The 24,418-nt window shown below is 38.1% G+C and carries 27 protein-coding genes and 1 pseudogene; 9 read left to right on the forward strand and 19 right to left on the reverse strand.

From position 1 onward, the window contains the following. Positions 1-77 precede the first annotated feature (77 nt). Positions 78-581 (forward strand): transposase, encoded by a 504-nt coding sequence (locus LRL21_RS14245; RefSeq protein ID WP_240416780.1) that lies wholly within the window; start codon positions 78-80, stop codon positions 579-581. A gap of 418 nt (positions 582-999) precedes the next feature. Here LRL21_RS14245 and LRL21_RS14250 read toward each other — a convergent pair whose 3' ends face one another. The 13 genes from LRL21_RS14250 to LRL21_RS14310 all read right to left on the reverse strand — a co-directional run bounded on the left by LRL21_RS14250 (position 1,000) and on the right by LRL21_RS14310 (position 12,119). Beyond that, positions 1,000-1,941, reverse strand: a complete 942-nt coding sequence (locus LRL21_RS14250; RefSeq protein ID WP_240416457.1) for a copper amine oxidase N-terminal domain-containing protein — start codon at positions 1,939-1,941, stop codon at positions 1,000-1,002. A 96-nt stretch (positions 1,942-2,037) separates the two neighbouring features. Next, a complete protein-coding gene (locus LRL21_RS14255; RefSeq protein ID WP_240416458.1) occupies positions 2,038-2,763 on the reverse strand; it encodes a stalk domain-containing protein in 726 nt (241 codons plus the stop codon). A gap of 178 nt (positions 2,764-2,941) precedes the next feature. Continuing rightward, entirely contained in the window at positions 2,942-3,433 is a 492-nt protein-coding gene (locus LRL21_RS14260) for a GNAT family N-acetyltransferase (protein WP_240416459.1), read from the reverse strand. A 43-nt stretch (positions 3,434-3,476) separates the two neighbouring features. Next, positions 3,477-4,862: a competence protein CoiA family protein gene (locus tag LRL21_RS14265; protein ID WP_240416460.1), complete on the reverse strand. Its 1,386-nt coding sequence runs from the start codon at positions 4,860-4,862 to the stop codon at positions 3,477-3,479. 101 nt (positions 4,863-4,963) lie between these two features. Next, on the reverse strand, positions 4,964-5,503 hold the full coding sequence (locus LRL21_RS14270) for a hypothetical protein (RefSeq protein ID WP_240416461.1): 540 nt from the start codon (positions 5,501-5,503) through the stop codon (positions 4,964-4,966). Positions 5,504-5,634: 131 nt separating this feature from the next. Next, positions 5,635-5,964, reverse strand: a complete 330-nt coding sequence (locus LRL21_RS14275) for a hypothetical protein (RefSeq protein ID WP_240416462.1) — start codon at positions 5,962-5,964, stop codon at positions 5,635-5,637. Positions 5,965-6,051: 87 nt separating this feature from the next. Further along, a complete protein-coding gene (locus LRL21_RS14280; protein ID WP_240416463.1) occupies positions 6,052-6,390 on the reverse strand; it encodes a hypothetical protein in 339 nt (112 codons plus the stop codon). A 35-nt stretch (positions 6,391-6,425) separates the two neighbouring features. Beyond that, entirely contained in the window at positions 6,426-6,722 is a 297-nt protein-coding gene (locus tag LRL21_RS14285; RefSeq protein WP_240416464.1) for a hypothetical protein, read from the reverse strand. A gap of 147 nt (positions 6,723-6,869) precedes the next feature. Beyond that, positions 6,870-7,943: a DNA adenine methylase gene (locus tag LRL21_RS14290; protein ID WP_240416465.1), complete on the reverse strand. Its 1,074-nt coding sequence runs from the start codon at positions 7,941-7,943 to the stop codon at positions 6,870-6,872. 34 nt (positions 7,944-7,977) lie between these two features. Continuing rightward, entirely contained in the window at positions 7,978-8,763 is a 786-nt protein-coding gene (locus LRL21_RS14295) for a DNA-methyltransferase (protein ID WP_240416466.1), read from the reverse strand. Positions 8,764-9,044: 281 nt separating this feature from the next. Then, the gene (locus LRL21_RS14300; RefSeq protein WP_240416467.1) at positions 9,045-9,956 is read right to left on the reverse strand and encodes a hypothetical protein; all 912 of its coding nucleotides are present in this window, start codon (positions 9,954-9,956) and stop codon (positions 9,045-9,047) included. Between the two features lie 325 nt (positions 9,957-10,281). Beyond that, positions 10,282-11,289, reverse strand: a complete 1,008-nt coding sequence (locus LRL21_RS14305; RefSeq protein WP_240416468.1) for a hypothetical protein — start codon at positions 11,287-11,289, stop codon at positions 10,282-10,284. A gap of 137 nt (positions 11,290-11,426) precedes the next feature. Next, complete coding sequence (locus LRL21_RS14310; RefSeq protein ID WP_240416469.1) at positions 11,427-12,119, reverse strand: hypothetical protein; 693 nt, start codon at positions 12,117-12,119, stop codon at positions 11,427-11,429. Positions 12,120-12,458: 339 nt separating this feature from the next. Between LRL21_RS14310 and LRL21_RS14315 the strand changes: the two genes are divergently transcribed. Continuing rightward, a complete protein-coding gene (locus LRL21_RS14315; RefSeq protein WP_240416470.1) occupies positions 12,459-13,337 on the forward strand; it encodes an AbrB/MazE/SpoVT family DNA-binding domain-containing protein in 879 nt (292 codons plus the stop codon). 502 nt (positions 13,338-13,839) lie between these two features. Here the strand turns inward: LRL21_RS14315 and LRL21_RS14320 are convergent. Continuing rightward, a complete protein-coding gene (locus LRL21_RS14320) occupies positions 13,840-13,980 on the reverse strand; it encodes a hypothetical protein (RefSeq protein WP_240416471.1) in 141 nt (46 codons plus the stop codon). Here LRL21_RS14320 and tnpA (LRL21_RS46790) point away from each other — a divergent pair. The 4 genes from tnpA (LRL21_RS46790) (at position 13,924) to LRL21_RS14335 (ending at position 15,222) form a co-directional block, all read left to right on the forward strand. Further along, positions 13,924-14,058, forward strand: a complete 135-nt coding sequence (gene tnpA, locus LRL21_RS46790; protein ID WP_420832452.1) for an IS66 family insertion sequence element accessory protein TnpA — start codon at positions 13,924-13,926, stop codon at positions 14,056-14,058. The genes LRL21_RS14320 and tnpA (LRL21_RS46790) overlap by 57 nt on opposite strands. Positions 14,059-14,086: 28 nt before the next feature. Then, entirely contained in the window at positions 14,087-14,314 is a 228-nt protein-coding gene (locus tag LRL21_RS14325) for a hypothetical protein (RefSeq protein WP_240416472.1), read from the forward strand. Positions 14,315-14,319: 5 nt separating this feature from the next. After that, complete coding sequence (locus LRL21_RS14330) at positions 14,320-14,586, forward strand: hypothetical protein (RefSeq protein WP_240416473.1); 267 nt, start codon at positions 14,320-14,322, stop codon at positions 14,584-14,586. Between the two features lie 306 nt (positions 14,587-14,892). Next, complete coding sequence (locus LRL21_RS14335; protein WP_240416474.1) at positions 14,893-15,222, forward strand: ATP-dependent DNA ligase; 330 nt, start codon at positions 14,893-14,895, stop codon at positions 15,220-15,222. A 58-nt stretch (positions 15,223-15,280) separates the two neighbouring features. On the opposite strand, the pseudogene tnpC reads toward LRL21_RS14335, so the two are convergent. From tnpC to LRL21_RS14355, 4 genes and pseudogenes are all read right to left on the reverse strand, one after another. Further along, positions 15,281-16,814: pseudogene (tnpC, locus tag LRL21_RS14340) on the reverse strand (IS66 family transposase). Between the two features lie 97 nt (positions 16,815-16,911). Continuing rightward, positions 16,912-17,268 carry an IS66 family insertion sequence element accessory protein TnpB gene (gene tnpB, locus LRL21_RS14345; RefSeq protein WP_240416475.1) on the reverse strand — a complete coding sequence of 119 codons (357 nt, stop codon included), beginning with the start codon at positions 17,266-17,268 and terminating at the stop codon, positions 16,912-16,914. Next, positions 17,258-17,629, reverse strand: a complete 372-nt coding sequence (gene tnpA / locus LRL21_RS14350; protein ID WP_240416476.1) for an IS66 family insertion sequence element accessory protein TnpA — start codon at positions 17,627-17,629, stop codon at positions 17,258-17,260. Before tnpA (LRL21_RS14350) ends, tnpB begins: the two co-directional genes overlap by 11 nt. Before the next feature lie 542 nt (positions 17,630-18,171). After that, complete coding sequence (locus LRL21_RS14355) at positions 18,172-18,339, reverse strand: hypothetical protein (RefSeq protein ID WP_240416477.1); 168 nt, start codon at positions 18,337-18,339, stop codon at positions 18,172-18,174. Between the two features lie 302 nt (positions 18,340-18,641). Here LRL21_RS14355 and LRL21_RS14360 point away from each other — a divergent pair, with 302 nt between their 5' ends. From LRL21_RS14360 to LRL21_RS14370, 3 genes are all read left to right on the forward strand, one after another. Next, on the forward strand, positions 18,642-20,375 hold the full coding sequence (locus LRL21_RS14360) for a sensor histidine kinase (protein ID WP_240416478.1): 1,734 nt from the start codon (positions 18,642-18,644) through the stop codon (positions 20,373-20,375). A 10-nt stretch (positions 20,376-20,385) separates the two neighbouring features. Continuing rightward, entirely contained in the window at positions 20,386-21,573 is a 1,188-nt protein-coding gene (locus tag LRL21_RS14365) for a glycosyltransferase (protein WP_240416479.1), read from the forward strand. A 403-nt stretch (positions 21,574-21,976) separates the two neighbouring features. Further along, positions 21,977-22,213: a hypothetical protein gene (locus LRL21_RS14370; protein ID WP_240416480.1), complete on the forward strand. Its 237-nt coding sequence runs from the start codon at positions 21,977-21,979 to the stop codon at positions 22,211-22,213. Between the two features lie 334 nt (positions 22,214-22,547). On the opposite strand, the gene LRL21_RS14375 is transcribed toward LRL21_RS14370, so the two are convergent. Then, positions 22,548-23,879, reverse strand: a complete 1,332-nt coding sequence (locus tag LRL21_RS14375) for a copper amine oxidase N-terminal domain-containing protein (RefSeq protein ID WP_240416481.1) — start codon at positions 23,877-23,879, stop codon at positions 22,548-22,550. Positions 23,880-24,418 lie beyond the last annotated feature (539 nt).

A 24,418-nucleotide genomic window follows, 5' to 3' on the forward strand; every position in this document is an offset into this window, starting at 1 on the left:
AAGAGTGGTTGATGATCGCTCGGCAAGACGGCATGTGCTGTGAAGAGCGGGAAGGCAAGCGGGTTTATCTTGGCGCCATGACATGGACGGACAAGAAGTTGAAGCGCCCGATACGTGCCGTTTACCAAGTCATCGAACGAACGGTCGAAGCCGACGGACAGCTCTTGCTGGTTCCACAAATCGAGGTGCAGGTCTTCTTCACGACGCTCACCTGCTCGCCCTGGCAGGTCATACGGCTCTATAGGGATCACGCCACGAGCGAACAATTTCATAGTGAGCTCAAGACGGATCTGAATCTGGAGCGACTGCCCTCGGGTAAATTTGCAACCAACGATTTGGTGCTCTGCGCCGGTCTGGTCGCTTACAATCTGCTGCGGGCCATTGGACAAATCTCGCTGCAAGAACCGGATGCCCCTGTCAAAACCAAGGTGTCTCGCAGACGTGTGAGGACGGTCATTGAAAATTTGATTTGGCTCGCTTCGCGAATGGTGGAGCATGCGCGGCAAACGAAGCTCCGCTTTGGCACGCATAGCCCATGGTTCCAGACCTTCCAACGCATTTATGGCGTGTTGTCCGGCTGAGCGAATGACGAACATAGGTTTTGTTTTAGTCGCTGTGGGGAGCGCCTCTATTTTTCTGCGCTCTTTTTCTCAACGTTCCGTTGCTGTTGGCTTCTCCTTCACGAACCTCCGTCAGCTCACGTGCATCGACTACCTTGCCTCAATCTTTCACGGATTCAGGCATAACTCCTTCCACGCATTACTGCCAGTTAGCTTAATCCCATCTCCAGTCTTTTTCTCAGTCTAGTACTTTATTTTCTTTGAACAACTAAATAAACTTGCGGTGCGAAACCTCATCTTCCAACAAATTGGTGATCTTTTTCAAGTATCGGCCTGAAATCCAAATGCTTATTTATTCGACGACTACATAAAACATAAAGGGTTCCACATATTAGATAATAAGTGGAACCCTGGTCTTGATTCTTAATTCCCCATCACACTACTTAAATTGTTTTTGGTATCGTTTAAACAAATCATGTAATGCTTTCGCCTCATTGTTGACCGAAGAGATCTCACCATTGTCCACGTAATAGTAAAAGTTACCATCCGCATGTCCCAAAGTTAAACTATTACTATTACCTTTACGAGCCATCATCAGTTGCCTGCTTGGATCAAAGTAATAATAAGTAGTTTCGAAACCTTTGTATTTAGCAATTCCTTTTAGCTCCTCAATACTATTTATAAGCTGGTCATCAATAGACTTAATGGTAATGAAGGTTACCTTATCTTCATAATAATAAATGCTATAGTTTGGATATTCCTCAAATGGCTCATTCATTCCTGGATCAATCCCACTCTTAGTAGGGGTCCCGAGAATTGATTTTACTTCAGTCGAACTCATCCCAAGTCGTAAGGCATTGATTACTATCCGCTGATCTTGTATATGTATCGATGAATTTTCCTTTTCTGTTTCTACCTTGTTGATTTCAGGTGCATTTGTAACAATTAATACTGTGTTTGTTTGATCATCATAATCAACCTTTGCATTTAACGCTTCAGCAATGGCGCGAGCGGGTAGATAGACTCGTCCATCCACTAATCGGCCTGAAACTTCGAGATTCTTATGAATACCATTAATAGAAATGGTGTTTGCGTTAATAGAAACTTCAATCATTTGATTTTTTGGTGTAAGCGGTATGATGGAAACCATCTTTTGTTGATCATTCCAGATAATATGGTTGTCATCATCGGGTATATCTAAAGAGATAAGCAAATCCCGCAATGGAAACAGGCTACTACCATTTTCAATAAAAGGTTGGCCATATTGAAATTGTATGGATTCGTTGTTTACCTTTAATTTCGGACTGTCAGCAAACGCAAAGCCGGGGAACAATAAAATAAATACTGCGATTAAAACAGGGGTGGCGATTAAATTTTTCATGATGTTCCTTCTTTCAAATATTGAAATAATAGACTCGTCTTTTGTTCATGAATAGGAAAATACAAAGCATTCTTTACATGACTCGGGTAATTGCACCTAATTTTCCGGGATATTATCAACCATCCCATTTTCACTCTTCATTTCTTTTGTTATCGGATTCACATGTACCCAATCTTGGATTACCGTATCCCGTTTCCTGCGAATAGCAATGATATAATTCCCCTCTTCATCCTTCTTCTCATAGACAGCATACGTTGAATAATCTTTATAATCTATTTTATTTGGATCTTTATCAATTTGTTTAGGTATATTTGCATAACCGCAATTACAAGTTTCCTGTACTAATTTTATTGCAGCGTCAATTGATAACATCGTAGGTTGAAATGCAAGCTCCGCTGGATATTCTTCAATAATGACAGATTGATTTTCAGGTTGCCATTCCACATATTTCCCTGTAGCTTCTGCGATGAACCGAACAGGCACCATGGTACTGCCATTCACGATTTTGGGTGCGATTTCCATAATAAATGGTTTCCCATTTATCCGAGCACTTTTATCACCTATTTTTACCTCAACTAAATATTCTTTGCTCTTCCCCAAAACAGTACCATCTGAGGAATCAAATTCAACGGTTAAACCTATTTTTTCGAAAATGGCTCTAATAGGTACTAAGGTTAATCCATCTTCAATTACAGGCTGCGTCTCAAACTTAATAGGGGACCCATAATATTGGACAACGATATCTTTTTTTTCTGCAAATGCTGTGCTAGTAGAGATCAAAGAACCCAGCGCTATTGCTATTAAAATTTTCTTAACATTCATCCTTATATTTCTCTCCCATATCAATTTAGTTAATCTTGCCAAGAGGAGCCTGTTAATCCAACTCCTCACCTTGAAAAATGACGGTTTTTTTGAAATAATCATCAATCTGATGAGTTACATAACTATTACTTTACACGATTCCTGTTAGAAAAAAGTGCCATCCAGAGTTTTTGCATGTTTATTCTATTTGTTTAACTAAAGTAACATCATCTGCAATGTCTATTGCAAATTTAATTAACTCCTGTTCATTTTGAAAATGGCTAGTAAAACCTCGTTTGTAAAACCATTTAAGCACATCATTTCTTTTTGGATTACTTGCTCTTACTGAAACAGTGAATGTTTTTATACCTTTTTCAAGAATCCTTTCCTCTAATGTTTTTAATATAGAAGACCCGATATTTGCTCCTCTGAATTGCTGATTTACTACTAAAGATATTTGGACCTCTACCTCATCATCATCCTCATTCTCAAAGGCATCTCCCTCGAAGACATCAAACCACCCGAATCCAATAGTTTCATTTGAGTCTTTATTATAAAATCGGTACAAATCCTTTTTTTCAATCTTCCCATCCTCCAGATTTGGGATATTAAATGATTCACTTTCCTTTGAAAGGATATCTTTGAATTCTTCCAAAGTCGTATCGTTTGTTTGTTCATATTCAATTTGCATGTAGTACTGTCTCCTTCATCCTCTTGCTTTGGCAAAACAAAACCTATTCGACTTTCAATGCATTCTTCATATTTTCCATTTGAGAATACAAAGAAGACCATGCCTCCCTTGAAATTTCACCATCTCTATCAGCCTGATCAATAATCGATTGGCAGCGTTCAATATGTTCGTGGAATACCGGATAGGCCTTCAAATATTCAGATAACCTGAAGCGTGCAAGCAGAAACCGATAGTATTCAACTTTACCAAATGCATCAGCCCTTATTTGTGAAGATGATTGTGCATCTTGCTTTACATCATAAGCTGCCGCTACTTCGTCCCTATATACCTGCTGAACACGCGTCTTAGCTTCTTGCCGCTGTTTGTATTCTCTAGCCGCTTTTTCGGCTTGTTCGTTTAACCGCTTAGCCTCTTCTTCTTTTTCCATTCGTTCACGTTCAAGTTTTGCATTTAGCTCTTCATAAGCATTTTGAGCACGTTGTTTCAGCTCGTCTCTCATAGAAAGCTCATTTGGAGCAAACCATCGAAAATCGGTTCCACGATCGTTAAGGGTTACAATTTGATCGAGTTGTAAAGGAACCGCTTCGTGCGGCATGTATGCCCACCCTACAGTTGAATCAGATCTGCTTATAATTGGAACACATCGAACCATTAATGCAGTCAACTTACTCATATTCACATACATCATTGTAAGGACCGTATAGGGACGAATCGTCTCACTCGATTGTAAGACAATTAGGGAATTTTCACCGTAGAGCCTGACAATTGATTCTATTTTCTCTTTCCATATCTGGTCATACTCAGTGGAACGCAACATCAAAAATTCAGATCGGTAGAGAGATAGTACCGGTTTTTCCATGTGTGGTGAGTACCATTCCTCGTCAATCAAGAAGAATGACCGGAACCCCTGATCCGCATAAGTTTGGATCCTTTTCCGTAGAAAGTTATGATAATTTTGATCCGTCTTAGTGCCTGTAATATAATCGATAGCCCACACCTGACCATCAGGAAAGTATAGAATCAAGTCCGGAATGATATTCAATCGTTGTTTATATAGATAACCATCTTGAACTTCTATTCCACGGAATTTTAACTGACCCGTCAAATATTCTTTGAGAATGGTTTTACCAATGCGGTGTTGCTGATCATTTTCACCGATTCGGCTTGATGTATATTTCTTGTAATTGTCTTTGCCAGAACATTCATCAGTATTCTTATGGCTAAAAAAGCAAACCTTTTCAGGGCCATAGAGCACAAGTTTTACTGTACTCCCGCAGCAGCGGCAAATAAACTTGCCCTTTTGTGCATGTTTGCGATATTTTTCATCAAGGACATCTCTGATTTTATCCCAACTATAGCCCTCAGCTTGTAACTCTTGCCTTTCTTGTTCGATATTCACGATATCATGAAATAGCTTTGCCGTTTCCATTAAAAAACTTCACCTCCGGTGTACCGTCATATTAAAGGTTATGTAGGATTCTACGATTTCAAAGATTAGCAGCTGATATTCAACGTAATCTTTTTCCCAATTTAGAAGTCCTTAAGTTGTTTTCCCTCTTTAAACCATATTAATTCATGTTTTTCAGGCAGTAGCACACCTGTTTCAAATTCAATAAAAAGACCAAAAGTATAATGAAGCTTGTTATGATCAGATTTATCCGTATAGCACTCCAATTTTGTATAATCAAAGACTCTATCAGTAGGATTTGTTGATTTTTTTATTTCAATTATCAAAAAATTACTCTCGCTCCCTCCCCTTCTGTGAACTACTATATCTGGATATATTGAAAATTTTGCATATTCAATATCATTAATCAAAATTTCTTTCTTCACAGTTTTACCCAGTTTCTCAGCTTCAGCTTTTACTTGATATATATTCTTGGAGCTCTTTTCTTCATCGATATTTTTATTATATTCACAGTCTACATTCAGATATGGAAACTCCTCCTGGAGATACGTAGCAAGCTTATGGGCTATCGTTCGCTCATTTAAATCATTTACAAGTAAATAAATGTCTTCTTGAAACAACTTTGAAATTGCATTGTTAACATTGTGAGATATGCTATTCATCTTGTTTAATTTCCCCCTCTCACCACTGAAAATATTACACCAGTATTGTGATTAAACAGCTATGTATATCCGCCACGTTTGTTAACTGTTCTCTATGTTAGAATTTAGAGTAACTCTATAAGTAGTACATTTCAATCTTCTTTGTCATAAGGATTTAACATGGGTATACTTCCGATGTGTCTGCCCCAAATTAGATTTATATATAGACAAGCCTGTTCTATAACCGCTCTTACATGACTAATCCAGTTAATTGTTAGAACCTCCGGATGCGAATGTAGATCTCGAAGTTTCATAAGGCTTTTACACTTGGATTGATCCCATTTTGTTAGACTATTAATCCTAACTGCATGTTCTAACAAATTTTCTTTATTTCTGGGAAATGGCAAACCTTTTACTTTTACATTTCGAGCCTCATTTTTATTTGACCAATCGTATATTGCTTCTCTTTCAGGCTTCATCATTACATTTACTTTTTCGCTTTTTATCTGAGCCTCCACTACAACATCTTGTGTACAATTGCTTGTTACGCATTTTCGTCGAACTATGCATTAAGAAACTTCAATCGTTGAATTGGGGTTCTTCTCGCACTCGTGAAGCAATTTTTGTACATAGGCTAATGCTCCTTCGTAATTCCCCCATCCGTTGGGAGGATTCATCGCCTTGTATTTCTCTGGATTTGAAATCATTTCTTCTACACATTGCCGAAGCAAAAGGGTCGATTCCCCTGCGTTTACACCGTTAAAAGCACTCAAAGATTGCCCCATAGCTTCAACATACATTTTCGAAACGTTATAAGTGTAGTTGCCAATATCAGCAACCTCGACATCCAGCATTTCCTTTTGTTTCAGGGATATGTCCCAGCTCATTTCAATCAACCTTTCTTTCACTTGGTTTAAATATCCATTTTCTTGTAATAATGGTTTTAGAAAAAAGTCATTCCACTAGAAAATCCGAAGAACCACAAATAGTAAAGAAAAATAACTGTACATAGAGCTCCAGCTACTAGAACAAGATAAATACTTACTGAATCAAATAATGTCAATAGTACGAACCAAGTACCAGCAAGGATCAAATATGAAGAACTGACCATGAAGAGGTTCTTCGTAAAGTGGACAATGATCGATTCCTTATAGGATTCTTTAATCACATAGATGAAACTAATAATAATTAAGACGATCAAATTGGCCAAAGCGAAAATTGCTGTTAAGGATAGAATCACGTTTCGCCCACCCTCCACTGGTATAAATATACATACTAGTATATCATATCGTTATATTCATCATTAGGGAAATTTTGTATGTCATTATGAAGTACATCATAAACACAAACAGCCCCCATGAGAAGGCTGTTTGTGTTGCTATAGACATTATACAGAGTATATGCGGCCCACATGCTCAATCTCAGGATAACAATATATCTCTCTAATTAATGGATCGTTATCGTAACAAAGAATAATATCGGCGCCAGGCATACCCATGTGTAAGGAATCTAAAAGTACACACAACCGAATATGCTCATCAGTATCATAATGACAGCGATATAATTGCTTTCCCTTTTGACGAAAAGGTGGGTCAAGATAGAGGGTAAGTGAATCGTCCCAATAAGTTTCCTCAATTAGGTCACAAGCATCTAGGTTTAATACTACGAATCGGTCACTTAATTGGTGAATTCGCTGAATTCTCTTGCATAGCTCTTTGGGGTTCCAACGAGAAAGCAATTCAGACAGTGTTCCCTTTCGACCCCCTAAAGGATTGGCATTGTAAATTCCAGAGTAAGCTAACCTATTTAGAAGTAACGTGTACCACGCCGCTTCTAGAATCGTACATCCCTGATAGTCAGACTTTATTATAGATTGAGTATTAAAGTAGGACTTGTGATTGGGTCGCTCATTTTGGATTCGATATATTAGCTCATTAGGCATATTTTGTATCGTCCAATATAGAGAATAAATCCCTATATCTTTATCATTCAAAACTAGTTTTTCAATAACTCCCGCTTCAAGAAAAGAGAATTCTGCGCTGGCTCCACCTGAGTAGCCGCTCACTAGTTTCTTTGTTTTAGATTCCTGAAGTTTCGAGTACAAATAAGGAATGAACTTACTTTTTCCTCCTGGGTAGCGAAGTAAGGCCATCTGTTTTTTCAGAGAGATCCTGATATCCGGTGCAGGAGTATTAACGTTCTGACGGTCTTCAAGTATTAATGTAAAACGATGTCTGGTTTCTGGTTCATAAATGTAAGTGTAAGCGTCACAATTCGAGCACCAAAATCCTCGATTATATTGATCAACCTCCGCTTCCTCAGAATCTTCATCATTATCGCAAAACTGACAGATTAATATCATGATGATCCCCCTTCTTAATAGGTAATAATGAGATAAGATCATTGTCAATTCATTGATCCTATTCACATCCTGTTTTGTTTTTCGCGCAATATAAATCAAAAAGAGAAGGACCATTTAGCCCTTCCCTTCATGTTTAAAACATAGTTAATTGTTCAGAAAACCCGAATACCTCTTTCCCCATTCGTCTGTTAGCAATCTCAATGTATTCATGGCAAAGCTCGAACCCCATATAGTTCCTATTTAATTGAGCGGCTGCAACTGCGACTGTTCCAGAACCCATGAATGGGTCAAGAACTAAGTCATCAGGGTTACTAAGAGCCTTGATCAGAGGTCGAACTATATCCAGTGGAAACTGGCAAGGATGATCCGTTTTCTCCGGATGATTGTTTTTAACATTTGATATCTGCCAAACATCCCCTGGGTTCTTTCCCATTGGATGGCCAGACAATTCACCTTTCTTATCACCCTTATAATGCTTTTTACCTGGATACTTTTGTGGTACCCGGATAGGATCAATATTAAAAGTATAGTCCTCACTTTTAGTAAACCAAAGAACGGTCTCATGCCTGCCAGATAATCGTTTTGTACAATGCAGACCATGCTCGAAATGCCATACAATGCGGTTTCTTGGGATTAGTTTATTTTCCAAAAAGAAAGCAAAAAGCATACAATCTAATGGATAAACCTTGCCATTATCAACGTAGTTACCCACTTGGTAGGCTATACTTCCTCCTGTTTTTAATACACGGCTGCAGGCTTTAATAATTTCACGTTGCCAAGCTAAGTATGCGTCAAGCGACGTACGCTTTTCGTAAGATTTTCCAATATTGTATGGAGGTGATGTAATAATTAAATCTACTGATTCTGCTTTCATTGTATTCATTCCGGATAGACAATCTTGATGGTTAATGGTATTCATTCGGGGAATCCCCTTCCAAATCTAAATGTCGATTTGGATAAGGCGGGACTCTATTGTTGTCCCTATCTGCAATTTTAGTTGCAAATGCTACTCTTTCCCGAGCGGGCTGTCAGTTGAAAGCGAGTCACAATGGACTTACAAGCTTGCCGAAGCCAGCTGCTTTCATCGCACCTTTATCGGAGAAACCCCAATATGGATGTATGCATGAACATCATCCTTTCTAATAGAAAAAGATAGATACACATGTGAAGAGTTTCGGTATACCCTATAGTAGAGCAAATCTACGTCTGGTGTGGGAGCGGGTTCATTCTTTTGAGTAAAGCAATCTGAAGACGAAACATCGCTTCACTAAGCTTATTGGCGGTTTGCTTAACATAACCATCTTTTATCAGGAAAGTAGTTAATCTTCCCATCGTACGAGTATTACTAAATCGGTTTTTTACATGTTCATCACTGAAGAGATCTGCTAAACCTTTCATTTTTCCAAAGAATTTCTGAAGCTCTATTCGTTCCTTTTCATCCAATGATTGTTCGTATTCTTCCTTAGATGCTTGAGCTGCACGCAATTTTTGATTATACTCACGAAGTAAATGTTTGATCTCTGAAAAGTGTTTCACTAACCCATGTTTATGTGCCAAAGTATCAAATTGGGTAACAAGTTGATCCGCTTCATACGGTGTGAAATACTCCGTAATCGCAATCATCTTTTCCTTCTCTCTCTTCAGGTCGCGCATCCGTTGTAATGACCGCTCTTGACGAATGAGTTCTTCATAAAGAACTGCCTTTTTAAGAAGCTGTTTTCCTTCTGCAAAAATGTAATGCTGAATACGATTCTCTTCTAACAGAGGAACGAGACAGTCAGTGATTGATTTTCCAACATGCAGTTGAACTTCAGCACCCGGATATTTCTCTGTTAGAAAAGCCAATATTCGCTCAGCAAATAACTTTTGAAGTTTTTTATCAGGAACTGGGCTCCGCGGATAAAATGAAACACTTTCATCATAAGAGATGATACGGAGCTCATGAAAACTTAAAAAGTAAATATGTTCTGTTGGAAATCGTAATTCTTCCATGAACCGAAGTGCAGCGTTTATCCAACGGCTACGCTTTCCATTGTAAAACTCAAAGGCTGGTGCAGATGCCATCCTATTGGATGACTCCATAACTAGCGCTACTTTCATCGACGATTTCATTAAGTACACCTCCATGTTTAAGTAACTAATTGGGTTTCTTCATCAGCAAGCCCTCTACCCGATTATTTGCGAGAGAACACAAAAAAACACTTTCCCCCAAGTGCAATCAATTCTGTAAAATAACAGAAAAGCACTTTAGAAAAAGTGTATGGTCTCGAATGCTAAAAGCGGGTAAGTCGCTTGACGCCGCCCAAATAGTGTTTTAATATACCAATTATTATAAATCATACGTAAGAATATTGTAAAGTGAGTAAATTGCATTCAATCGGATCACAGTGATAGAATGCCTCTGCATAATTCAGCAATTTCTTACTGTGAAAAGAAGCTATATTCCGTTTACCATATCGTTGTATTTTTCTTCAATTACTTCCACCGAATCTTTTCCCTCTTTATATAGATCCAACATCCGAAGAAGATCTCGTTCATCAAGAACCAAAATCCTTACTTTGTTATCTTTCCAATAATCTCTTAACCAGGTCTTACACTTGTTGGTGATACCTTCTCTCGTTAATACTATTCCAAAATTCCCAAAATACGGGTTCTTGTCAAGGTAGGCTCTAAATCTTGCTAGTTCCGCTTGTGCCAGTTCATTTTTATAGTTCTTTGCATCGAATAACAAAATATCCACGTTGTCTCTCGATTTTAAAAGACGTAAAAATTCATTTTTACACTTTGTCTTGTTCGTGATTTGAAAATCTCGCCTATCCGTTTCTAAATGATTAGTGACTTGTGTTTTAATATCTACTTTCCCTCGGTATGCCTTATGGAAGCAAATAGTCAAAAACACTTCGAGAAACCTTTCAAATGCAGTTCCATCCGAAAAAGGTAAAGATAACAGCTCCTCTCGTAATTTGGCAGTTTTCTCTAATACATTGGTATAGTTTTTAAAAAGTGTCTTAAAAATTTCTGCAGAAACTCCATCTTTATTCCCATAATAAAAAAAAGATGAATCTTTTCCCGTCGATCTCAAGTAGATCAACCCAGTCTTGTATTGATCAAAAGCTTTACCGTGTTCCCTTATTTCTCTATTTAGTCTGAGCATTTGTTCTGTTGCAGGAAACTCCATTATGAAATAAGTAGGCTCTTTAATTGCAACAATTTGTATTATAAAAAAGCCTAAATCATATGCATCATCATAAATTGAATTAAAATCAACTAGGAGTAGATCTAAGTTGTGCTCCATTAAAGAAAGATCAAAATCAAAAGTGTCTGAATCTTCAAGAGGCCTGCGATGATTTATATATTTTATATAGTCCTTGCTTGAATATACGCATTTCGAGTCATTCGGTATCACAATCTTCTCCGTATTAAAAAACAGATTCACATGCTTCAATCAAATCACCCTCCTTGTTAATCTTAGCATGCATTTGACAAGAATACCAAAACTGAAATCTTTATTGTTCGGACTAATCGAATACTCCAAAAAACTGGCCATTCATTTTAATTCCGATTCCAGTCAAATAGTTTTTTTCATTTCCACCTTGCTTTTTTCTTCCTATTCCTATTCATCTTTCTTATCTCGCGTTTCAACTCTTGTTCAGGATTAAAGGGGCCTACATCTCTCTGGTATTTGCGTAATAGAATCCAGTAGGGAATGCTGGTTATTATGAGTGTGAAAACCCAAAATGCTGTTATAGTTTGAAGAAAAGGGGTCAGATATTTAATGGTATTGAGTAACATAATAAAATCAAGACCCATAATCGCAATACCGATTTTAGTTAGTTTCATACCCAATTGTTTCTCTGCCTCTGACATTTTCATGAGAATTCTCAAAAATCCAAGTGCGAACAACACGAATATAAACGGCATTAAACCATATGTATTGACCCATATTAAGACTTCAGCGGAATAGATGAAAGTATAATAGAGCAGCGGAAATCCACTTAATAATTCATCGGGGTTTATTTGACGGTTATCCATTAACCATTCTAAGCCACCTGCGATCATAGGTACTAACATAACTGGTATTAATATAGATCTTAGCCAGCCTAATCTTAATTTTTGATCCCATTTAGCAAAAAAGAAAAGAATATCTAAAAACCTGTTAATATTGTAGCGTAAAGTTAAGAACAAAAGCCTACCATTTGGGGGTTTCTTCGCTTTATATGGGTTTCTCTTCAATGTTTTTACCCCTTTATTTACGAAATTTTCTATATATTTCATACGTGCGGACTGGAACTAGGTTCCAGTTCGAAAGCTACGATGTCTTGTATTTACAATTGGAACGACATCATATTCAAATTGCTATAATCGTAAATCGTTACTATAGTTATCCGTTTATCACTTTTTCTATGTGTACGCATAATCCACTCGATGATGTTTACATGACCATCGTAGGCGCGCAAGGCAATCAAAAAGTTGAGAGAAGAAGATATTCTTTCCCTTGCAAAGAAGGGGATTATAATCGAACTGTAGGAGTCGTAGGAATAAGACTTGCCAAATCATGGAGATGTATGATATTTTGATCGTAGGAGTCGTAGGAATAACAAGGAGGACAATATAATGATTGTAGAATTTACAAAGGTTCTACCGAAATTTCAAATTACATTAAAAGAGGCTATCCGTGATAAATTAGGGGTCAAAGAAGGCGATGAATTAATTTTTGTCGAGGAGAAAGAAGGCTTTTTCGTTAAAAAAGCCAATCGAAAAGAAAGTATATTTGCTAGGTACTTGCCGGACGAACGCCTTATATTGGATGCGTCTGTTAGGACGCTGGAGGATCTCGCTAACTTCGATTTTCTATCTACCGAATGTATTCCAGTTTTGAAGCAGATTATGAACCAGCGTAAAAGCCTGTTGATCGCTTATGAGCCGCCGAATAAAGGCTTGATGGAAAAGAAGTTAATTAAAGCCTTGTATCACGAAGTGAGGAATGATATAGGGGTCATAAATTTCAATGCTGCTTATGACCTCAAGTTACATGATACCTATTACGAACAACCTATCATAGAATTTAACCTATGGGCGTTTAACGAAATGGAACACCTTAAAAATTCAACGCGTTTAGCCATGCTTAACGATCTTATCATTTTTCCGGAAATCTTGGATTCCCACGGGGCTCATTTTTTCGATTATTGCACGACACGATTAGGGAGGGTGGTCTCTTCGATTCAAGTGTTAAACGTGCTTCCACATCCGAATATGGTATTCGGTCAAATAATTCGAGAAGCTACACAGGTTTACGATAAAGGCGTACCTTATCGGATTCTACTTGAACAATTGGCGAATGGTATTGGATATATTCTTTATTGCGGGCCTTGTAATGGCAGCTATAAATTAAAACAGGTTACTACCATTAAAGTCATTGATGGAGAAATTGTTTCGAACGATATCATTTCGTATGATGAAAAAACAAACGAATGGCATCTGAACGAAGTTTAATAAGGACAACACTACGTACGTATAACCTTCCTTATTTTAGGATCTGCTATCGAAAGATAAAAAAAGCAGCGGCAAACTTGGTCTTTCGAGTCCCTAACAGACCATCCTGTTTAGAAATAATAATGTTTTAGACTCGGACACCTTGATAGGACAGGGTTTTTAGCTCTCTAATTTCGGGACCATAGAAAAAATAGTTTTAGACTGGGTGGCGTTTTAGTTGTTTGTTGAACCAAAAGAGTTCGGAAAACGAAGACCACGAACGCCCAAAACTGTAGATTGCTCTTGTGGTAACCCGGCTCCTAAAGTTGAATATGCAACGTATGAATGCAGTTGTGGTAAGGCTTTTCAGTACCAGTATGGAAAATTAATTGAAGGATCACATTACTGGAATTACTCTTTTAGCAAACGTATATATCGTAAGCGTCTAACAAGAAGGTGTATTCCAATCCAATCTAGACTTTGAGACAATTCCGTTAGAGTAAGTCGTTAGAGTTTTTCGACTCTACTCGAAAAACTCTAATGGGAGTGTATCCAATTGCAAACTGTAGAAATAAGAAATCGCTATCGACTCCAGCAGTGGACCGAGATGATTCGTGACTGCCGTTCCAGTGGTCAGACCGTGGTTCGCTGGTGTGCCGATCACGAAGTCAATGTGAAAAGCTATTACTACTGGCTCCGTAAAATCGATAAGATTCGTCAGATGATAAATAAATCTGAATAAAATAGATAATTTATTGGGAGATGGTTGTATGTTTGTTTTAGCTCGTATAGTTAGTGAATTAAGTGAAGAGGAATTAAAACAAGGCTATGATGAATTGCATGAGTTGGGGAAGACTGGTATTTTGGTGCAAGGTATTGTTCGTAAAGTAGATGAAGAGTTTAGAAGAGAGATTCCTACACAACAGTTTTCAGTTACAGTATTAGAAAGAGCATTTTTGTATGAGATTGCCAAAAGGTATTATAACAAAGAGGAGTAATTATCATGGACGAATTTGCGACAATGAGTTTTTGTGGGTTAGAGGTTTTTGATTTTGATACAGTTGATGGAATTGAAGGTCACTTTCAATATAACAATGCGAAATTCCATTTGCAATCATTGAAGGAATTTGATAGCGCTTGTGTTGAAGTATATGAAGATTGGAAGGTAATCATCTGGGGTGATGAAGGTGTAATTCAAAAAGAATTTTACATAATGGACATCGAAGAATTTAGGATTAATCTGTATACGAAATATCCATTGAAAGGATAGTTTCATTCTAATAAAACAAGGAGTGTGCATATAATGAGTTGGTTTTCGAATGAACCAAAAGACAATTCTTACGTAGTAATTCCGTCAGAAAATGTAACTAAGATAAAATTTGGAGATACGTGTTATATTGGTTATCAAATATATGGGCAAGAATTCTGGGAAATAACGGGTGTCTTTTATACGACTGAAGTATCTTCGTTAGAAGTTCGTAAATACAAATACCATATGGCAGGATATCTGCATCATGCCTTATTGCCGCTTAGCAGGCTACTATAAGTTAATTTTCTATTTTGAAGAAGAAAGTGGATGAACTTGCAGGAGTATCTGACGTCTAAATGTAGGGATAGTAGCGATCCGTTGGATTGTCGAGCAAGGGTTCAATTGCTTGAGGAATCCTTTGTCGAAAACGACCATTATAAGAAAGTTAAACAAGTTGAAGGAGATACGTTAGAGTATTTTAAGCTCATCCAGCAACATGGATTAGAGGGAATAGTCAAGAAGAAAGATTCAAAATATGAAATCGATAGACGATCATGGAACTGGCAAAAGGTTATCAACTGGATATATGCTGAAGTTTATATTACTGGTTACAGAAAAAAGGATTTTGGATGGTTAACGTCTATAGTAAGCGTCTAACAATCAGGTGTATTGAAAATGAAAAGCCCATGGTTCATGAAGATCCACAGGCTCTGCGTTATGTACAATGTTGTTGAACTGCCGGACTCCATGGAAGGTACGCATCAAGTAGCTCCGGCTGCTGACGAAATGCAACCGCTGGTAACTGTTGCAACAGATAGACTAGATATTTGTACGGGTTCAATCCATTTGCCTTTGCTGTCTCTACGATGCTGTAGATCGCTGCACTTGCGGTTGCCCCCCCGTGGACTACCGCTGAATAACCAATTTTTTCGTCCGACCGTAAAGGGACGAATGCTGTTTTCAGCTAGATTGTTCGAGATCACACAGTTCCCATCTTGTAAGTAATTCATCAACTCTTGCCTATGGTTGCGTGCATACTTCAGCGCTTCGCCTAGCTTGGATTTGGGAAGAACTTTACCTTTGGCCGTTTCTACCCATGACCAAAAAGCATCCAGTACAGGCTTTTCCTGCACCAGACGTTGTTCCTTTCGCTCTTCAGGAGGATGTGAGGCAAGCTGTGCCTCCAGCTCAAAAAACTTGTTGCAATAGGCAATGCCTTCACTGGCAAGAGACTCTTCCGGATGCTTCGTTTCCAGTGGTAATGCCTCAACAAACTTACGCCGAAGATGGGCCCAGCATAGACAAGGGATCGTCCCTGCTAGATTCGCATATCCGGAGTAGGCATCGCTATGTAAGTATCCCTTGAACCCTTTCAGGAACGCTTGCGGGTACTTCGCCCCTCGTCCTGGTTGGTACTCAAAGATCCGTATGGGAGCACGATGCTGCCCACTGCTATAGATCCACATGTAGGAGGGGGTCGTGTTCTTCCGTCCCTTCTCATTCATCACCTGTAAGGGCGTCTCATCCGCATGCAGATATCGCTCTTGTACAAGCAACTCATGCAGTCGATTCACCAGTGGTTTCAGCCAGTCTCTCGTGGCCGCGATCATCCAGTTCGCCATCGTGGCCCGACTCAGATCAAGGCCGATGCTCTTCCACTCCTTCTCCTGACGGTACAGCGGCATGCTGTTCACAAACTTCTGGTACATCACCCATGCCACAGAGGAAGCTGAGGCCATCGAATGCTGGATGACAGGCGTTGGTGTCGTTGCCTTTTTCATCTGAGGCTTGTCCTCTTTCCGACAGGTCCGGCACTCTAAGGATTCTCTGTAGATATCAATCGCTTGCACGCGGGCAGTGCTAAACTCCATTTCCGTACGCACAAACGCTTCCCCCACCCAGACAAGCTCGCTGTGGCATACATCACAACAACGGTCCTGAACCTGACAAAGTCGCTTCTCATGCGGAAGATCCTGAAGGAGTTCTGCTCGTTCGCCTACCTGCTTCTTTCGTTGGTAGCTTTGGATCTGCTCGATGGTTGGCTCCGATGCAGCGCGTGAAGCTGCTGTCTCTGCCTCATCAAATAAAGACAGCTGCTCCACACCTACGGGGAGGGAAGCTGTTTTCTCGGAGCTTTTTCCGTACAGTTTCTGTGTTAGAAATTGCACGGTCTCCTGTAGCCGTTTATTCTCTTTTTCCAGGTCGCCGATGCGATGCTCCATCTTTTGTAGCTCTTCCAAGGGGCTCATGAGATACCGTTCCTTCACTATCTGCTATACCTATCATTATACCAAAAGAAGTAGGCATAAACCCAGATTTTACAGGGGATTTCGGCTCTGTTTTGACTTACATGGAAGGAGTGAAGCCCAGCTTTTTGACTGCTTTCGGCTGATGGATTGACAGTCCCTCCAGCAACCACCGAAACTCCTGTGACGTGATCGAGCGTACGGCATCCGCATCCATGGGCCACTGGTATTGACCGGATTCCAGCCGTTTGTACAACAGGACAAAACCATCGCCTTCCCAGTACAAGGCTTTCATCCGATCGCGCTTGCGACCGCAGAACAGAAACAAATGATTCTGAAACGGGTTCAACTGTAGCTGATGCTGCACCAAGTGAATAAGACCGTCAATGGAATTTCGCATATCCGTATACCCACAGGCGATATACAGCTGTTCAGCCTTGGAGATGTCACCGAACATACTGCAGGATGCGCAGCGTCTGTTCAAGGAGTGCGGTAGACGCATGCGGATGAATTTCAATCGTAACGGCATCCGTACGAAGGATGATCGCCGCTTGCTCCTGACTCGCTTCGGGGCGTGGAGAGTTCCTCCGCAAGGAGGAAGGAACAGGAACCAGAGTCGGTTGATTCGAGGAAGACAAGGCAGGGAGAGATTCACAAGCAGCCTCACGGATTTTTCGAAGCCAGTAGTAATAGCTTTTCACATTGACTTCGTGATCGGCACACCAGCGAACCACGGTCTGACCGCTGGAACGACATTCACGAATGATCTCGGTCCACTGCTGGAGTCGATAGCGATTCCTCATTTCACCAGTTTGCAATTGGACACACTCCCATTAGAGTTTTTCGAGTAGAGTCGAAAATCTCCAGCGACTTACTCTAACGGAATTGTCTCAAAGTCTAGATTGGATTGGAATCCACCGTCTTATTAGACGCTTACTATATATCAGAAAATCCGAACTTTTCCAGTGTCGGATTCAACGTTAGTCTAAAACATTAATATTCAGTCTAATACATGATTAATTGCAGACACATCCAGGAAACAGCAGAATTTTTTCAAAGGTTGATTCTAGGGCTTGAAATAAGTTATTATGCTTAGTTTGATTTACTAACGAAAACAATAGCTACAAATAAAGGGTTCCACATATTAGTCATGCATAATATGTAGAACCCTTTATTTTATTTTATTTGATTTTCTCAAGTTTAGGTCTTGATATATTCCAGTCAACTTTAATCCCTTAGTCTAAACTTTAACTTTATTTTGATGTAACATTTTTCAACCAAACTCCCCATCTAATACCTCTTGCTTCCTGTAGTTATAAAAATAAAGAATGTTGGCTACATGCCGAACATCCTTGTATGATTACTTGATCTTATTTTCTGCCAGTGAACCAGTCAATTCAATGGCAATAGGTGGGGTTAATTTTAATAAGTGTTCTTTTAAGAGGCTATGAATGATGTCCCCTGAAGCACCCCAGGTTTTACCAGAACGTGTATTGCCAATCATGTCACATAATTTCAGAGTTTCCATTCTTTCCACCTCCTACAATCCATTGTATCACGAATAGTCCTCATCGTTATAGCTAATCGTTCTATCCTTCTAAGCACCATAAGTGATAACACACCAAATCGATTTAAAATGCTATTCTGAATAAATGTGTGCGTAAATAGTGAAAAAACGTGTGATTTGCAATTTATAAGGTTGTTTAGAAAGGGTAACTCCAAATATATTTACAAATGTGTTATAGATATGTAAATATTTATCGAATTACGTCGATTATTAATAAAAAAACAATTATTATATAAGTTGATATCAAATTTGGGGGACATCTTATGAGAAAAAAGCTTACTTACATTTTTGTAGCAGTGTTCATCACTCTACTATCGTTGAATTCTGTGGTATATTATTTCTCCTTCAAAAATGCGTTAGAAACTAAGGTTGAAGAAAAAGCAAACATCGTTGCAGAACATATTAAAAAGGATATTGATCGATCTATAGATGGTAAAATGTATATTGATGATCTCCTAAGTATGAGTCTGAGGCAGTCTTCCATCGCTGTATTACATAAGCTTGACCCAGACTACAAAAATGTTACGGTACAGCAACTTCAAGAAATCAAGACGGAATTGGGCTTGTCAGGCATAACACTTCTTGCTAAGATGGACTCCGATATCGTAGGCGTTGTGGCCACAGATGAAAAAGAGCAAGGAATGAGTACAAAAGACTGGAAATATTGGTTTGTAGCATTCAATCAATTATTTGACTATAAAACCGTTAGTGTAAAAGAAGGACAAAAATCAACAAACTATTGGTCTGGCCCGATTGACTTTGCAGATACTGATGCCACTAAAAGATATAAATATGGATATTATTATGATGGCTCAACCAACTATATAATTAACCCTTATATCCAAGACACATATATCCAAAATTATGATGCTATAACAGGGACAGAGAATATAGTGAAGTCAGAGATTGATGATACCGGTGTTCTTGAGGTAACCGGTTTTAATCCTCGTACCTTTGGACATCCACCTATCATATATAAGGATACCAACGGTACTGATGCAATCTCCATATACGATAAAGATATCATTTTTGGCGACTATGTATATCAAAATTCCGATGTTGACTCTTCTTATATAGAACAAGCAGTATCAAAAAATGTTGAATCGTTTTATCTTGATAATCTAAATGGTAGAGACGTAATAAAGTTTTTCAAACCCGTTGTATTGAATCAACCAGAGGTCTTAGGTAATAAAACTACGTATGTCATTGGAATCGTTTATGATTACAATGAAATTAAATCAGAATTAAATACTATGACCTTCCGTTCTTCTATGATCATTTTACTTTCTCTCATTGTAAGTATCGTACTATTATATTTATTCTTCCGTTTGCTGAGAAGGACAGAAGAACAAGCAGTAAAAGTAACATCTGAGCAATACATCAACGATATTAACAAAATGTTTACTGCAGTAAAGGGTCAACAACATGATTTGAACAATCACATTAACACCATCAATGCACTTGTCACTCTGGAAAAGTACAACGATCTTCGATTATATTTAAACGAATACATTGATGAGGTATCGTTACTTAATGATATTATTCAAATTAATCATCCTATATTAGCCGCGCAAATCCAATCTAAAATGACATTAGCATTTAATAAAAAAATCAAGTTTGAACATGAATTTTTAACCATAGACGATACTAAACTTACAGCGGTTAGATCAATCGATATCGTTAGAATTATTGGTAACTTAGTCGATAATGCGTTTGATGAAGTATTAAAGCTTGATTATGAGAATCGTTTTGTTAGTTTGAAAGCATGGACAAATAAAGATCAATTACACTTATGTGTTCTAAATAATATAGAACATCAGATCTCGAAAGAGAATGTTCAGAGCATGTTTGAATCAGGTTATACTACTAAAGATGGACACCATAGAGGTCTAGGCTTATCAATTGTTTCTGATATAGTCGATAAATATAAGGGTAAGATAAACACATATACCCAGGATTCCATGATTGAGATCAATATTGTAATTCCAATGGGATAAGGAGAGAATAATGTCTAAATTGATAACGATAATGATGCCTGCTTATAACGCTGAGAAATTTATTAAAGCAGCTATTGAAAGCCTTTTGAATCAGACATACACAAATTTTGAATTACTTATAGTAAACGATGGATCAACAGATGCAACCAAATCTATCATATCGTCTTTTGATGATCCGAGAATAGTATATATGGAACAAAACAATATGGGCGAAGCGGGTGCACGAAATACAGCCTTAGAAAGAACAAATGGAGAGTTTATTGTGTTTCAAGACGCGGATGACTTATCGCTTCCTAATCGCCTTGAAACACTTGTTGAAGCCTTTCAAGATGGTATTGGCATAGTTCATTCAGATATGCTTATTATTAATGAACATGACGACGTTACTGGATGTTTCCAAGGTGTGAATTTTGACCATAAACAGGTTGTTAGACAGTATTTAAAAATAGGTAATCCTTTTCATAATGGATCCATGATGGTACGTTCTAGTTTACTGAAGCAGTTTCAGTATAACCCGTTAATATACGGTACAGATACTGACATGGGATTGAGATTAGCTAGAATTACAAAATCTATTCATATTCCACAAGCCCTTCTTCTTTACCGAAAGCATTCTAATAATATTTCTACTGCTCCTATGAATTATAATACTCAGAATGAAACGGTTCATAGGCTACTAGATGAGTACAAGCCAGAGGAAATTATCCCCGAATTAGATTGGGAGAATGATTCTCAACAAGATTTACAGGCACGGTACAATGCAATTATTGCCATCACATTATTCAAAAGAAACCTATTTAAAGATTCACAAGAGTACATGAGTAACGCTTATCATAATGTTTATGATGGTGATACTGGTGATACTGTTCTTTTTCTACAAGGAATATCTAAATTGATCTCAGGAAATATAAATAAAGCAGTTGAGAGTTTTATGCTAATTAACGATAAGGATCATATCTCTTTTAACTATTTGGGTGAAGCTTTATTACTTGATAATAAGATTCAAAATGCATATCGTGCTTTTTCACACGCATTAAGAATCAAACCCAATTACTTTGAGGCAATTGAAAACCTTAAAATTTGCGGATCATTAATGGAATACCATTTGATGGACAATTCCTATTACAAAGAGTTTAAACAGCATATTAAATCCAATCATCTAATTTTTAAAAGGCAAACATTCATGCTAAGCAAATAAACCAAAATAAGTGAATGCAGTTGCCGCGGCTGTACCCTTAGCACGCAGCGCATGGTGTCCGAAGAAAATAAAGGATTTGTTGATTTGACGCAGTATCTGGGTTGAATATTCGTTAGCTTTTGAGAAATAAGTTTTAGACTGACCCCAATAATCTCAAACGGCGGCAGCTAAGAACAAGAAAATAAAGTTCTAGACTGCCGCTGTTCAATTGAACTCCCTCAGTTATCCGTTAGGAGTTGAAATAGCACCTTATCTTTTATTACACATTATCGTCGAACTGTGGCAATAATTAGAGCTATGTTTATTGCCTTTCAGGTTTCCTTTAAATATATTTTTATAAAGCTCTTGCAATTTATTCGATATTATTAGATTATATCAAATATAAACTACAAGGAGGCTTCATATGAAGACTATATTAACAAAGATGCACAAAGTCTCAGCATACGTGCTAAACAAAGAACTTGGCTACACGCAATCGGCTATTGCAACACTCATGAAAGTTACACAATCATCTATTAGTAATGCTGTTAAGGAAGTGAGTTACGAAAAAAAAATTAATGATTTAACGAAAGAACTTGAAGCGGCTCGTACCGAACTAAGAAAACAGCTGCCCTCTCCGAAAATTATAGAACTGGACTAATCCCATGGGTCGTCATACTTGCCCCCTTAATGACAGCAATCTCCTCATCGTTACACATACACATATTTGAACTAAAATGCCCGTTATTTTCTTCTGAGAATAGCCCAATGGTACCCTTAAGGAACTTCCATGTGAGCGAGCTGAAGAACGTCGGCCGCCGCTAACTCAAACATTATATTTTCCGACACTTACGCTTTACTTAATCTAAAATAACTTTCTGCTGGAAGGAAGGGATTCTCTGTTTATTGCTAAAGTCTCAACTCTGGAACAGAATTTGATCCGCACGAAAAAGGCTTGACAGGGTTGAAGACTGTCAAGCCTTTTTCGAACTTGTTTAACGTACTATATTTGTAAACTCCATTGCCGGTTTGCGATTGAATTCGGTGTTTCTCCATAAATGAATCTCTTTTTCGTTAATCGTTATTTTGTAATCTGTAAGATTTGCGGGTGGAATAAAATTTATTACGCCAAGTTCTTCATTTCTCAGTTCATCATCTATGGAACCCAATTTGATACGCCGATCCTGACCATCTTGATATAAATAATAAAGCCGGTTCTGATAAAAAAATGGTTGTGTATATGAGGTTCCTTTTAATCGCTCAATTTTATCCTTCCCCTTTTCATCGAAAGAGACCTCACCAGTTTCATAATTCAACTGTTTTACAGTGTTCTTCGAAATAATTTGTACTAATTTGGATGACCTATTTATTAAGTACTGTGTATTGACAGTTCCATTTTCCATAAGGATATTATTCAGATCCTTGATATCGAGTAGACCGTTAGGAGCTGCTTCTGTATAAAGTGTCATCGAATTCTTGATTCCGGAAAGGATTCCTACAGATCCATCATCATATCGGGCTATGTTCATTAACTCTCTTTCTTTAGAGGTCATTTTCTTAACAACGTACACCTCTTGAGTAACAGTACCCTTATCAAATGATGATTTCATAACGCCATCTTGCGTACGCCAGTAAACAGAATTTTCGTTAAATAAAAATTGAAAAGGAGAAGCCTCTTTTTTTACATACTTGAATAAATGGTTCTGATAAAGCCATTTACCTGAGCTCATGTCAATAACCGAACAATAAAAATTCATGAAGGGACCACCTTTAGCTTCATCTGACCACATGAAGTAGGCAAATCCATCCTTCTCGTAAACATATGGGTTCACTTTGCCAAGGATATTGGAATAATTAGTCGGAAAATAACTATCGTTACCATAATTTGATACTGTTGGTTGAACTGTCATTCGGTTTTTAATCGTAACTGTGTCTGTGCTTGGATCCCACGATACGTTCTTGCCCATAGACTCGGAAACAAACCGTAAGGGAATCATCGTTATGCCATCTATAATTCTGGGTTCCATCTCAAGGTCTTTTTTTTCATTGTTAACAGAAACGTTTTTTTTCCCTATATACATCTCTATTTTAACGGCATCATTGCTTCCCACTACGCGCCTGCTTGTTTGCTCCCAAGTCACTGTTAACCCAAACGCCTCAAAGACACTTCTGAAAGGTACGAGGACACTTCCGCTTTCTAACACAGGTGCTACTTCGAAGGGGATTTCCATACCTTCATAAATCACCCTTATTAGCGGCTGGCCAGCATAGATAGAGCTGGTAGGAATTAACGAAAACCATATGGAAAGCATAATCAATAAACTCATTTTCCGTTTCAATGGATATCATCCCTTCTTTTCTTAGAAAAAATAGTAGTATTATTCGTATTGACAAGTTAGGGTTAATGAAATAAGTTCACTTGTAAACAGTAGCTAAAATATGGATACCCGAGCTAGAAATGAATAAAGCGTTAAGAGAGAAAATCACAAAGTTCTATAATCATTTAAAAAGCCATTATGCGGCAAACAATGCTGCCTAATGGCCTCTCAGATAAAAGATCCTAATCCTCTCCTTTTATATCGTTTTTTGGATAACAGAACTACTTTGTTGAAAAAAAATTCTTCGATCATTCAGTTTTCGATTAAGTACATTGTTGGCACGAAACTCCAACCGCTGACAGCAACTGCACTTATATACCATTATCATTTCCTCGTCGGAATTTAGAGCCTCTTCTTCATCAATTCGCTTCATCCTTTCAATACCCCACAAGGATGCTTGATTATTCTTACCAATAAATTCTAAAATACCGTTGCAAAGAAAGTTCGGACTACATTGAGTGTTCACCATACCCCTTCACATCCTTTTT

Origin of the sequence: Paenibacillus periandrae, assembly GCF_022458865.1 — a bacterium.
Lineage (GTDB): Bacteria > Bacillota > Bacilli > Paenibacillales > NBRC-103111 > Paenibacillus_S > Paenibacillus_S periandrae.